The 14481-nt window shown below is 41.8% G+C and carries 8 protein-coding genes; 2 read left to right on the top strand and 6 right to left on the bottom strand.

Annotated elements, in window-relative coordinates:
* Positions 1-75: 75 nt before the first annotated feature.
* From DWX23_RS05135 to DWX23_RS05160, 6 genes are all read right to left on the bottom strand, one after another.
* On the bottom strand, positions 76-1065 hold the full coding sequence (locus DWX23_RS05135) for a FecR family protein (protein ID WP_122373676.1): 990 nt from the start codon (positions 1063-1065) through the stop codon (positions 76-78).
* A 78-nt stretch (positions 1066-1143) separates the two neighbouring features.
* Entirely contained in the window at positions 1144-1698 is a 555-nt protein-coding gene (locus DWX23_RS05140) for an RNA polymerase sigma-70 factor (protein ID WP_122373677.1), read from the bottom strand.
* Between the two features lie 185 nt (positions 1699-1883).
* Positions 1884-3701, bottom strand: coding sequence for a glycoside hydrolase domain-containing protein (locus tag DWX23_RS05145; RefSeq protein ID WP_122373678.1), 1818 nt, complete (start codon positions 3699-3701; stop codon positions 1884-1886).
* Positions 3702-3785: 84 nt separating this feature from the next.
* The gene (locus DWX23_RS05150) at positions 3786-5294 is read right to left on the bottom strand and encodes a RagB/SusD family nutrient uptake outer membrane protein (protein ID WP_122373679.1); all 1509 of its coding nucleotides are present in this window, start codon (positions 5292-5294) and stop codon (positions 3786-3788) included.
* Between the two features lie 14 nt (positions 5295-5308).
* Complete coding sequence (locus DWX23_RS05155; protein ID WP_199673227.1) at positions 5309-8668, bottom strand: TonB-dependent receptor; 3360 nt, start codon at positions 8666-8668, stop codon at positions 5309-5311.
* 157 nt (positions 8669-8825) lie between these two features.
* Positions 8826-9770: a FecR family protein gene (locus tag DWX23_RS05160; RefSeq protein ID WP_122356912.1), complete on the bottom strand. Its 945-nt coding sequence runs from the start codon at positions 9768-9770 to the stop codon at positions 8826-8828.
* A 421-nt stretch (positions 9771-10191) separates the two neighbouring features.
* On the opposite strand from DWX23_RS05160, the gene DWX23_RS05165 reads away from it, so the two are divergent.
* The gene (locus DWX23_RS05165; RefSeq protein WP_122373927.1) at positions 10192-10860 is read left to right on the top strand and encodes a FecR family protein; all 669 of its coding nucleotides are present in this window, start codon (positions 10192-10194) and stop codon (positions 10858-10860) included.
* A gap of 214 nt (positions 10861-11074) precedes the next feature.
* The gene (locus tag DWX23_RS05170) at positions 11075-14458 is read left to right on the top strand and encodes a TonB-dependent receptor (RefSeq protein WP_122356910.1); all 3384 of its coding nucleotides are present in this window, start codon (positions 11075-11077) and stop codon (positions 14456-14458) included.
* Positions 14459-14481 lie beyond the last annotated feature (23 nt).

The following is a 14481-nucleotide window of genomic DNA, read 5'->3' on the forward strand; positions in this document are numbered from 1 at the left end:
CATGCATAGAAATATCCGTCAGCCGACCGTACGCTTCAGCTTAATACTAGTATTTCTATTAAATAAATTGAATATTTATTTTCTCTTCCTTATCTCGACCGTATCCCTGTTATACGTTATGATCAACTTTTTATCATTGTTGATCGCATCCAGCATTTCAGGCAACGTTTCTTGATTTACAAACGATATATGATACTTATGCTGCCCTATATCAGCATCCTCTATTTTTATACGGACATCGAAAACACGTTCCAGTTCCGCAGAAATTTCTTCCAGCGAATTGTCTGTAAAATGGTAATATCCATCTTTCCATGACAGGTTATCCAAATGCAATAATTTGTCTTTCTTAATGGCATTAGTCGTTTTATCATAGCTGACTTTTTCACCCGGCTCCATATAAATCCCATCCTCTTCATCGATCGAAGGTGTGGATAAACAGACAGAACCTTCATAAAGGCGGACTTCCATTGTCGGATCTTCCCGATAAGCTTTTACATTGAATACCGTCCCTTTGACATGTACCCCGCATCCGGCAGAATTAACGACAAACTCTTTCCCTCCCTGTTTAGTCACTTCAAAATATCCTTCTCCGTTCAGCGTAACATTCCGGTTATTCTTATTAAAGTAATTGGAATATGTCAACTGCGATCCGGCATTCAACCAGACTATTGTTCCGTCGGGTAATGTCAGTTTACTTTTTTCACCTAACGGAGCTTCTACAATATAAAAAGACTCCGCTTCCTGCCTGTCTTTCAGGTTCCAGGTCAACCAACTCGTCCCTATCAGCAACAGGAATACAGCGGCAACAGCTGCTACTCTCTTTAGTGCATACTGCTTGTTCCTTCCCTGAACGACATCGATACGAGTATTCAACTGAACAAATTTCCGGCGTGTCGTATCATCCGCTTTCACATCTATCTCACTCCAGATCTCATGAAGCACCTCTTCTTTCTCCAACATATTTTCCGGTTGCAGGAACCAATGCTGGAAACGAGCCTGAATATCTTTCGGCATATCATTACCGAAAAATTTCGTTATTACGGAATTTATATAATTTGTCTTCATTTTAATCGGTGTTACATATATAAGACAGCTAAGACGCCGAGCACACGGTGTCCCTAATCAAAAAAAAATCATTTTATCCTACAGAAAAGTTATTACGTACAGGACAAGCAGTTTTCTTAAATCAGCCAGAGCCTGTGAAATATGAGACTCGACAGTACGTTTACTTATATTCAATAGTGTTGCAATTTCATCATTAGATAAGTTCTCCAACCTACTCATTTTAAATATTTTCTTTCTCTGAGGGGGCATTTTCTCGATTGACATTATGATCAGCAACTCCAGATCTTCCGCATAAATTTTCTCTTCTACCAAATCCTCATATGGTTGTATGTTCTTTTGAATTTCGATATAATTTTCTTTTATCAGAAGATGGGAATAGTGGTTATATACAGCATTCTTCGCCATGCGGAACAAGTAAGACTTAAATGAATCCACCTGGGCTATCGTTTCATGATTACTCCATACTTTATAAAATATATCTTGTGTTATATCTTCGGCTTCAAGATCATTTTTCAGCAGGCCACGCAAAAAATATTCCACACGAGGAGCATAGATCATATAAATAGCTTCAAAGGCTTTACGGCTACCTTTTACAAGTTCTTTCAAGTATTTTTCTTCAATTCCTCTATCCATTCCTACTATTTACCAAATATCATACTTAAGGTACTCCGAAGTCTCCCGTCCCTAAATGTCTTTTACAAACATAGGAAAATTTTCCGTAAATAAATAGAGCCTTCCGTTTTTTATACGCATACTTGAGCAAAGAAAAAAGGGGAAAGCTTATAAACTATCCCCTCTATTCTGCTATTTTAATAAGATCAAAAACTATTAATTATTTTATTCGCCTCCTCTATGACCACAGCGGCAGGAATAGTCTCCAATGTATTTTCATCGAACCGCCCCAGCGTTTTCTCTATCTTCTTTATCGCCCGTTGATTTCCAGAAGCCTTAAATTCTTTTTTCAATATTCTTATCTTTTCAAAAGCCTGTATCCCGGCTATCAAACGTTCATAACGCATGGAAGTTCTTGCGCCCGGATAGATCAGATAGGTATCGCCACCCGGCCAGGCATAAAAACGACTATCCAGCAACGGCTCGATCACCCAACTGTTGAGCGCCCAACGGGAATAACCGTCGAGATCCTCTTTTGCCGCATACCAGCTGAACCACTCACATTCGGCAGGCGGATTGAAGGTGAACGTATTTGGACGCGGTTCTTCACAACTCGTATAGAAAGTCGTTATCTTTCCTTCCTCCCGACGTTTTTTCTTCGTTTCTTCGGAGTATTTCATCCGTAAAGCTACACAGTAATCGTCCAGATCGTCCGACAATTCTTCATGCAAAGCTCCTGCCAGAGATACCTTGAAATCAGGATCAGCTTTACGGATTACTTTCAATGTTTCCTGCATGACAGACATAGGGCGTTCATCCATCGATATATGTGTAATATCAAACCATCCTTTTTCCTTCAGATGAGCTGCAAATGATTTGAGTAAAGCGACCCACACCTTCTCATATTCCGGATCTCCGGGTTTCGTATCCAACTGTTTCAGACTATTGGTTGCTTGGTCGAAATATTGAAAAGAAAGCCGCCACGGCACCATCGAATAACAATTTATCTCCTGAGTGATACCGACATTCATCATAAATCCGATCCAACGATCGAATACGGCATAATCGAAAGACCAGCTACCATCCATTTTCTTCATCCATGTAACCATAGACTCGAAATAGTCATAGGTTTGTCCGTTCCAGGGCTTATGCATGATAGAGGCAGTAATAACTGTACCGCCAGCCTGCCGGTACATTTCCATATACGGACGCATACATTCCAGATGAGCGTCACTCCAGGGTTCCACCTGATGATAACGGGCTATGGCATACGGATTCTGCCACAGGTCGAGATGGTACGACCAATCGGACGGCAGAGGCAAGGTACGATCTTTCACCTGTACGGTCAAAGCTAAAGTCTCCAATATTTTTTCCCCGTCTTTTACAGTCACTGTCCCTTCATAAAGGCCGGGCAGACTTTCCTGAGGAACCCATACACGCACCCATCCGCCTTGTGTACACCGGGCAGGTAAAGACAAAGTATGCGTCAGATGGTCTATCGGATCTGCTACAAGCGACGAATCGAAAGCAGCCGCATCAGGACGGTCGCCACATCCTCCTTTTCCATCCTTATTCAATTCATCTGTCATGACATAACGGACAAAACCGCATAAGAGCCGACTATTGCCGATTGTGTATTTTCCATTTTTATAAACCAGGTCACTTACCGAAAAAGAAAGATCTGTGAGCGGCTGATCCCCCCAGACAACAAATTGTGAAGCGACACGTTCCCCTTTCCAGGCAGTTAATGCTATTTCCTTTTTTATCGATCCCACCGGAGCCGGTTCTTCTTTCTTGTAACGGATATCCGTCGACCCCCAACTGACTTTCGTCCCTTTCACTTTTTCCCACAAGTCGAGGTTTGTCACGGCCGGATTCGGTAATTCCATATAAGATGTCACGGGGAAAGGCGGTTGACCGGTAGACTGTCCGGAATGTGTTACGCCATTCACTGATTGCGCATAACCTTGTACAGCCAGGCAAAAGCCCGCGGTTATTAGCGCGATTACACTGTTATATTTCATACAATCTATTTTTACATTAATGATCAGAGACAAATAAGGCCGTCGCCAAACGGTAACGGCCTTATCTTTATAATATACAATTTATTACCAGTCGCTATTTTGAGTACATAGTAAATTCGTCTGTATTTCTTTAGCCGGGATCGGTAAATAATAATGACGCTTCTGGAAGCTGGCGAAACGGATCGGATCCTGCGATTTCAATTCCTGTTCCAGTAATCCCCAACGACGAAGATCGTAGAAACGCTCCCCTTCCTTAAAGAACTCGATAGCACGTTGATGAACCAACTCATTCTTAACTGATGCCGCATCGGTTTTACCGGAATAAGGAAGCAGGTTACCGCCACGGGTACGGATCTGATCGATATAACTGATAGCTTGTGCCGTATTGTTCAGGTTCAGTTCACATTCTGCCAGCAGAAGGATCACATCCGCAAAACGCATAGCCCGTTCATTGATATAAGAAGGAATTGTTTCCACTTCCTGTTCACGGGTTTTGGAGTTCTGATATTTAAGAATCCAATAGGAATTCAGATCGTCACCGGATAGTACCTCCTGAATAGGTTTCATATAATACATACATCCCGGATAATTCCAGGCGACAGATGTCAGAGCACGATAATCGTACTCGCCATTAGCCGCTTTTTCCTGCAGGAAAATATCCATCATTTTCTGTGTCGGTTTAGCTTCAAACCATCCGCCTACAGCACCGGCCGCATATTCAACTGCGATAGTGGTAGACTGTGCCGAGTTGGCCGTTTCGCCATTATCCCACTGGTCAGATCCGCCGACCGGTTCATACAGGATCTCAAAAATACTTTCCGCATTATTTTCATGTTCCTCATCAAAATTCCAGGTAAAATCATCGACTAACTTATAAGTATAAGGTGCTTTTGTCAATGGTTCCAAGGTATTTTTAGCATCCTGCCATTTCTCTGTATATACATACAATTTACCCAAATAAGCATAAGACGTACCTTTTGTCGGTTTTCCCTTATCATTCGATACAGGAAGTAAATTGGCCGACTCAATAAAATCTTTTGCCGCCTGTGCATAAACATCCGCCTGGCTCGACTTGGCCAACTGGAATGTCACCGGATCCTGGGATGCTTCCAATCTCAAAGGCACATCTCCAAACTCTTTTGCCAGTTGGAAATAATACATGCCTCTGATAAATAAAGCTTCACCGCGGGTCTTCTTTATAAAATCTTCCGGAAAATCTTTTCCTTCGATTTCCTGCAAAATAGAATTTGCACGATAGATAGCATTATAGAACTGATAGAAGATATTATGTGCCACCGAATTGTTCGGGTCGTTCGTAAAACGGTGCATCGAATAGATATCAGCGATATCATTACGAAATTCGATATCGTCGGCACGGGAAATACGAGTCATCAGTCCGCGGGTTCCATAGTAACCGCCGTTCCAGTTTTTCAACGGAGTATAACAGGAAGCCATCGTCTGCTTAAAGTCGGCTTCCGTCTTCCAGAATGTAGCACCGGTCGGCTTGTTCGGATTAGTCAGATCCAGCTTGCCTTCACAACTGTTTAATGCAACGGCAATAAATACGAATATGATTAATTTTATTGTTTTCATAACTATATGGTATTTTAGAATGTAAGATTAAGTCCCAGCATAAAGACTCTGTTTGTCGGATAAACGAAATTATCGAAACCGCGTGATGTTGCATTGTCGCTATTGTTGATATCGGGTGTATAACCACTATATCCGGTAATCGTAAACAGATTTTCAGCATTGACATACACACGTAATTTCTGAATTTTATCCTGGAACAAGCGGTTAGGGAATGTATATCCCAACTGCACATTACGCAAGCGGAAGAATGAACCGTTCTCCAGGAAGCGGTCACTCTGCGGACGGGTATTCTGATTCGGGTCATCCCATACCAGACGCGGATGCGAAGCTCCTGTATTCTCCGGTGTCCAATAATCCAGTGTAGTAGCCAGGAAGTTTGTACCTTTGTTCACTCCTTCCAGTTCCAGGCGCGTACCATTATAAATTTTATTACCGAAAACACCCTGCATTCCCAACAACAGGTCAAAACCCTTATAGCTTGCATTGAAGTTCAATCCCAATGTTACTTTCGGGAACGGACTGCCGCAATATTCACGATCGTCATCCGTGATCTTTCCGTCGTTATTAGAATCTTTGAAACGGATATCCCCTGGTTTTGCATTCGGCTGGATCAGGTTACCGTCTTTCACATACGCATCGATTTCCGCCTGGTTCTGAAAAATACCTTCTGTCGGAATCAGCCAGAAACCACCGATCGGATATCCGGCCAATGTTCTGGTTGTCGGAACATTCGTACGGTTTGTTCCACCCTCGATCACCCCGTTGGCAGTACCCATTGCAACCACTTCATTCTTCATTGCATTTCCTGTAAACGTTACGCCATAGGCAAAGTCTTTTGAAGGCGCATCATTCCAGCCTACGGTCCATTCTACACCGGTATTCTTGATTTTCCCCGCATTAAGCACAGGGTCGTTTGCACCACCCGTAGAGACAGGAATAGGAACTTTCAGCAAAATATCTTTTGTATTTTTGCGGTACCAATCGGCCGTAACCATCAAACGCGAATTTAAGAAAGCCAGATCCACACCAATATTAGTCATCTCTGTTTCTTCCCATTTAATAGCCGGACTAGCGAAATCTTTCGGGAAAGCACCGCTGATCACCCCACCGTTTCCGTCAGGATAGTTGATATTGGAAGTTACAACGCTGGTATACATATAGTCATCGATTTCCTGATTACCCAGGATACCGTAACCGCCTCTTAACTTCAACTGATCCAGCCAACTTCTTGAATTTTCCATGAAATGTTCTTCTGCCACGTTCCAACCGACAGAAACGGAAGGGAAATGACCGTAGCGATTTTCTTTCGCAAACTTAGAAGAACCGTCACGACGATAAGTCGCAGTGATCAGATAACGATTATCGTACGAATAGAAAACACGGGAGATAATGGAAGTCAACGCACTTTCTTTCGACCAGGCATCATTCATACGATCCTGTGTAGCCGCTCCGACCTCCGTTATTCCTTCGGGCAGTCCTTTACCGGAAGCCATGATATAACGTGTACGGTAGTTCTGGTAAGAATATCCCAACAAGGCGCTGATCTTATGTTTCCCAAATGTCTGATCGAATGTCAACAAGTTCTCGATCAGGAAATTATTTTTACGATAACGATATTCGGTCATATTGGAAACCGCATTATTACGCAAACCGAAATCATAAATATTCTCGTAAGAAGTATTCCGTTCAAAGGAGAAGTCAGGCGTTGCATTCAGGCGATATTTCAATCCCAACGGCAATTTTACCTCCGCATACAGATTGATATAAGCGTTGTACGAATCCCAGGTTCTGCGGGTCAAGTTCTCGTCCAGAATACCCAGCGGGTTCGGGATATCTGTTGCATCGCCATAGACTTTCCCATAGCCGCCCTTCTCGTTGGTCGGATCATATTGCTGTAAAGAAGGAATCGACTGGAGGATAATTCCCAGATAACCGCCACGGGCAAATCCATACAACGGATTGTTCTGCTGTGAACTGAACACGACATTATTACCGAATGTAAACCAACCTCTCTTATATTCAGATTTGAACTGGGCATTGTAGCGTTCATAGTTGGTACCCTTGATCGTACCGTCCTGATTGACATACCCCAGACCGGTATAATAAGTAAAGTATTTCGTTCCGCCACGCACTGTCAGGTTATAGTTCTGCATCAGTGCCGGTCCCATCATAATATCCTGCCAATCATTATTTTCTTTCATGTCTATTCCCATTTCCAGCGGCTTGGCTCCGATCGCTTCACGGGAAACAGTTGTCAGACGTGCCCAGTCGTTAGCACCGAGCATATCAAGATATTTAGAAGGAGTCTGTACACCGATGTTGGCGGAAGCATCGATAATCGGCTTACCTTCCGTGTTCGTACCCGATTTGGTTGTGACAATGATCACACCGTTAGCGGCTCTCGAACCATAAATAGCTGCAGAAGAAGCATCTTTCAATACGTCGATACTCTCGATATCATTCGGATTCAGATGATCCATACTGCTCATATACATACCATCTACAATATATAACGGATTGGCGTTGTTCAACGTTCCGATACCACGAACCATGATACGGCTACTTTGTCCCGGAGCACCTCCCTGGGATACGATATCCACACCGGCGATCTTGCCCTGAAGTGCCTGGCCGATATTCACATTACTCTGTGTACTCAGTTTCTCCGTGCTGATATTCGCAACAGAACCAGTAAGGTCAGCTTTCTTCTGAGTACCATATCCGATCACGACAACTTCGTCCAGCGCTTTGGTATCTTCCACCAATACCACACGGATATTCGTTTCATTTCCAACCGGCATTTCTTTTGTCAAATAACCGATATAAGAAATATTCAAAGTAGAACCCGCTTCCGCTTCGATCGAAAATTCACCGTTTATATCCGTAACCGTTCCGTTGGTAGTTCCTTTTACAACGACGTTCGCTCCGATTATCGGATCGCCGTTGGAGTCGAGGATCGTGCCGTCAATTTTACGGGCTTGCTGCTGTGCCGCTGCGACAGCAGTTTCGCCTGTCTTGGTAAGTACGATATGAGTACCTTCCATTGCATAATTAACACCCGAGTTTTTCAGTATATCACTGAGTACTGCTGAAACAGGCTGGTTCTTTGCTTTCACTGACACTCTACGGTTTACATCTACCTGATTATTATAGATGAACAAATAGTCTGTCTGATTCTCTATTTCGCTAAGAACCTCGTCCAGTTGCGCATTACGTTTACTAATACTTACCCGGGCATTCTGAGAATGTGTATTTTCCGCGAAAGAGCAAAAAACACAAACTAATAACAGGAATGTGGTGATTCGCATAATTCTAAAGATTTGTTTAAGTTGCGGGGATTTAGGATAATACCTACCCGACAAAGAGTTTTTTTTCATACCTTTGTTGATGATTTGAAGTTAATACAGTTTTTAATTGAATTGTGTTGATTGAATGCCGGTAATTGCCCCCCAGCGTTTGCCGGCATTTTTTGTTTTCATGTATATTCCATAAGCTCCTTTTTTAAGGTTAATAAATTATGATATTATATTCTTCTCACTCTATGTAGATTATCTGATTTTCATCATCCCGTTGATAACTAAACTTTATATCCTTCTGCAAGACTCTCAATGCATAATCTATGCCATCCGTCTGACGAAATTTACCGGTGTAAACGTATTTAAGTACTTCTTTATTCCGTACCTGAATCGTTAATCCGTAATATTTTTCAAAATCTTTCATAATGGATGTAAACGATTCATTTTTAAAACAAATCAGTCCTTCTTTCCATCTGTAAGGATTAAAATCGTCTACCACGGAAACATGCAATTCGCCGTCCTGTAAATAGACCTTATTGTTCGGTTTCAACGTCAATTTCTGCGCCGGATCACTGGTGGAAGCTACTCTTACGCTACCTGACATCAATGTTGTTTCAAATTCTCCCGTTTCGGAATAGGCATTCACATCGAATTTAGTTCCCAGTACTTCTACATTGTATTTATTCGTTTGTACGATGAAGGGTTTGGTTTTGTCTTTCGCCACTTCGAAATAAGCCTCACCATCCAATATCACCTGACGGTTCTTTTTACTGAACTTTACCGGATAGGTAAGTGAAGTTCTGGCATTTAGCCAAACATTCGTACCATCGGTCAAAGTCATATTGATCCGCTGTCCTGCCGGAACACTGATTGTATTCGTTGCCATCAATTCTTTTTCAAACGAATACTGATGGTAAAGATAGCTTCCCCCCAAAGTGATCGCTATTACGGCTGCGATTTTGATCAACTCAGTTCTAAGAGAACTAAGGTTTATTGAATATCTTTTCTTCCCGGCTTTTATAACTTTCTCGTTTCCTAAAAGCAACATTGCATCAAAGAGTTTTCGCTCTTTCAAAAAGCTCTGACGGTTCTCAGTGGATTCTTCCATCCACTGTTTTACAGCCACTTCCTCTTCAAAAGATGCGTTGCCTTCAAAAAATTTATATAATGTTTCTTTGTTCATTTCTGTTGTTTAGGATTACCCTTCTATATTAATAGCAGTTCACAACTAAATATCCCTAGTAAAATAATGAAAAAAATAATATAAAATCAATTTTCCTTTTCAAACGCACTATTTCACTTTTGCAGAGTGATATAAAAAAAGCCCTTTTAACAAAATTCTGATACGTTAAAAAATATTACCCGCGATACTAATTCCATTTACACGGGGTAGAAATCCAATTTTCCCGGTACAGTAATAGCAAAAAGATATTTTACATTTTATGTCTTTTTTTATTCTATCGAGAGCTTTTTCAGTTTCTTCCGAATGAAAATTAAATTTCTTTCGGAAGAAACTGAATGACCTTAGTTCTCTTAGAACTGAGTTGATCAAAATCGCATCCATCATTGCCCTTACGCTTGGCGGGAGTTTTATCTACCAGGAAATGCAAAGGGAAGAAACCCCTATAGCATTACAAACGATCACGGTCCCGGCAGGACAGCGGATCAATATCACTTTGGCGGACGGAACGAATGTTTGGCTGAATGCACGTACCACAATCCAATATCCCATTACCTTCAATTCAAAAGAACGCTTGGTCAAACTGGATGGAGAAGCCTACTTCGATGTAGCGAAAGACAAAACCAAACCTTTCATCGTGCAAACGAATAAATACAATGTAGAAGTACTGGGAACCCAATTCGATGTCGATTCTTATTCGGGTACCGAAATATTTGAAACAACATTGATGGAAGGTAGTGTCAGGATCTCATCCCTGACGGATGATACAGAAAGCCTGACACTCACCCCTCATAATAAAGCCTATCTGCATAATGGGAAATTACGGGTAAAGCCTGTCGACGATTATTCTTCTTACCGCTGGAGGGAGGGGCTGATCTGTTTCAAGAAAGAAACATTCGCTTCGATCATGAAAGATTTTGAAAAATACTATGGGATAAACATCTATATCACAAACACACAGGTACAGAAATACCTGTATACCGGCAAATTCAGGCAAACAGACGGCGTCGATTATGCCCTGAGAGTGTTGCAGAAGGATATAAAGTTTACCTACGAACGCGATGACGACAATCACATGATTTATATCAAATAATTTAAACACTATGTTTCACCAAAAATTAAATGCTTATGGGATAAAAACTTGTTAACCGTAATGCCGGTGAAAGCTGGGGGGCAATAGCCGGCAGACATCAATTGACACAAACGAATTATTAATTTATTAATTTCAAATCAAAGAAAGTATGAAAAGAAACACTTTGTCGAGGTGCAAATATCAGGCACCGCGACCCTTAAAAATTTTCAGAATTATGAGAATCACGACGTTCCTGCTTTTGGTCTGCATACTCAACAGTTATGCGGATAATATCTTTTCACAAAATGCAAGGGTCAGTATCAACCAAAAAAATGTTCAACTGGAAAAGGTCCTGAACGAGATAGAACATCAGACAGATTATCTGTTCATCTATAACAATCAGGTAAATGTAAACAAAAAGGTATCTTTAAAAGCCAAAAATCAACCAGTTGCAAAAGTTCTGAAAGAGTTGTTAGCTGATTCGGGTATTACATATTCTGTAGAAGGGAACCATATCGTACTCGGTAAACAGAATATGGCCGCTGCTCCGCAACAAAACAGTACTATCAAAGGTAAAGTTATCGATACGAATGGAGATGCCGTTATCGGTGCCAACATTGTTGAGAAAGGAACAACCAATGGTACTACGACTGATGTGGACGGACTCTTCTCGATCAATGCCCGATCAGGCTCCACACTGGTTATCACTTTTATCGGTTATGTCAAACAGGAGGTAAAGGCGAACCCTAGCAAGAGAATGGAAATCATCCTTCAGGAAGATGCAGAAACACTGGAAGAAGTAGTTGTTGTAGGATACGGTACAATGAAAAAAGCCGACTTGACAGGTTCTGTCGCAACGGTCGGTTCGGAAGTTATCGAAGACCGTCCGCTGACCAACCTGGGAGCCGGATTGCAGGGGACCATTGCCAACCTGAACATTACCTCTTCCAATGGTGCGCCGGGAACAGGCTCCAAATTTAACATCCGTGGTACAACCAACCTATCCGGTGGTGAACCTCTTATTCTGGTAGACGGTATCGAAATGGACCCGAACCTGCTTAATCCACAGGATGTAAAAGATGTTACTGTTTTGAAAGATGCTGCATCGGCTTCTATTTACGGAGCACGTGCTGCGTTCGGTGTAATCTTAATCACGACTAAAACAGGTTTCGTCTCACAAAAGCCGGTTGTTTCTTTAAGCGCCAACTATTCTATCAATGTTCCAACCGTTCATGCTAATTATATGAACTCAATGGAATATACCCAGTGGATGAATGATGCCAATACGACAAGTAACGGTAGCAATTATTTTGACGACATCACAATGGAGCATGTCAAAAAATATTATAATGATCCGAATAACAATCTTCCGGTGTTTCATCATCCGGACGACGCAGCCAGCAAATACCGTTATTGCGGAAATACAGACTGGTATGAGGCATTGAATAAGAAAAGCTATCCGATGCAACAGTACAACATCAGTGTACAGGGAGGTAGCGAAACAGCTAAATACATGACCTCAGCCGGTATGTTCCAGCAGGACGGTATCTCCAAATGGACGGATGAAGATTACAAACGTTTCAACGTACTGCAACATGTAAACTACAAAGTAAACAACTGGTTACAGGTGGGATTGAGAGCTACTTTATCAATGGTAAAAATGAACACCGGTCCTCAGAATAAATATGGAAATAACTCTTTGGGAGCTACGATTCCGGGCGACAGCCGCCCGTTAATGCCGGTTTATCATCCGGACGGACATTTTGCTGGTTACTGCGGTGACGGTTATTTCACGAACCAGGCAGCCTGGCTATCTCAGGGTGGTAATGCCGAAATGAGAAATAATAATATGTATGCTACGGCATTTGCCAAATTAACCCCACTGGAAGGTCTGGAAATCAATGTGGATTATACATATAATTATTATAACTATTCTTTCAAAAACCATGTTCGCGAATATATCGATTATGATGCGGATGGAAATCAGGGCTCGATCTTCCCGCATACTTCTCCGAATCAGGTATCATATACAAAAAATGAATCACAATATGATGTATTCAATGCGTATGCTACTTATAAGAAAAAATTCAATAAAGTACATGCTTTCGAAGGAATGGTCGGTTTTAACCAGGAAAACCAAACCTATAAAGGAGTCGGTCTGAGCAGAAACAACCTAATCGCAAATGATATTCCATTCTTGAATCTGGCAACCGGCGATCGTACAACAACCGACTACATGAACCAGTGGGCTATCCGTGGTGCATTTTTCCGCTTGTTCTATGCATACGACGACAAGTATCTGGTACAAGTAAACGGACGTTACGACGGTTCTTCACGCTTCCCGAAAGACGATCGTTTCGCATTTTTCCCGACATTCTCATTAGGTTGGAGACTTTCACAGGAGAAATTCTGGAAACCGATCTCTCATATCGTGAATGATTTCAAGATCAGAGGTTCTTACGGTGCTTTAGGAAACCAGGTATTAAGCCAGGGTGGTTATGCTTCTTATTATCCCTATATTTCTACCTATTCTACAGGTGAAGTAGGTTATTTGTTCAACGGAGAGAAACAAATGGGCGTATATGCTCCGGGGTTAGTTAGCGACCAGTTGACATGGGAAACTGTGAAACAGTGGGACTTAGGTTTTAATTTCTCTATGTTTGATAGTAAGTTGACCGGTGAATTCGACTACTATGTTCGTACAACAGAAGATATGCTGACCAAATCGAAAACATTGCCATCCATCCTCGGTACCAGTGAACCGCAAATGAACGCAGCCGATTTAAGAACGAGTGGCTGGGAAGTGGCTTTGACATGGAAATCGTCCTTACAAAACGGTCTGGCTTATAGTGCAACACTATCTTTATCCGACTACCAGGCCGAAATCACCAAATATGATAATCCGACAAAAAACTTATCTGACAATTATTATGAAGGTAAGAAACTGGGAGAAATCTGGGGATTTGTCACAGATGGTTTATTTCAGTCTGACGAAGAAGCATCTTCATGGAACCAGTCAAAAATAGTAGGTTACACGCAATATGCGGGTGATATTAAATTTGCTGACCTGAATGGCGATGGAGAGGTTACAAGAGGTGAAAACACAGCCAACAACTCAGGTGACCTGAAGATCATTGGTAATGAAACACCGCGTTATAACTTCGGTATCCGTGGTACAGCCGAATATAAGGGCTTCGATTTCACGTTATTCTTCCAGGGTACTATGAAACGTGATATTATGCCGTCGAAGACATTCTATCTGTCTCATTATACATCTGAATGGTCTGTTCCCCAAAAGATGAATTATGACTATTGGAGAGAAGACAACCGCGATGCATTCTTTCCACGTGCCCGCTTGAATGGTTCTGCCGTAAATGAAAACCAGACACGCTTCATGCTGAATGGTGCTTATATCCGTTGTAAACAGTTAGCGCTGGGTTATACTATTCCTAAATACATCACGGAAAAGGCTAAAATCTCCAAATTGAGAGTTTATTTCAATGCAGACAACTTGTTTGAATTCTCAGGAATGCCCGACACTTTCGATCCTGAATTGGCAACAGTAAATGCTTATCCATTTATCAGGTCATTCTCTTTTGGTGCAAACCTGACATTCTAAAATGGAACATTGTAGAATAATTA

This window comes from Parabacteroides sp. AF18-52 (genome assembly GCF_003479145.1).
GTDB classification, from domain to species: Bacteria; Bacteroidota; Bacteroidia; order Bacteroidales; family Tannerellaceae; genus Parabacteroides; species Parabacteroides faecis.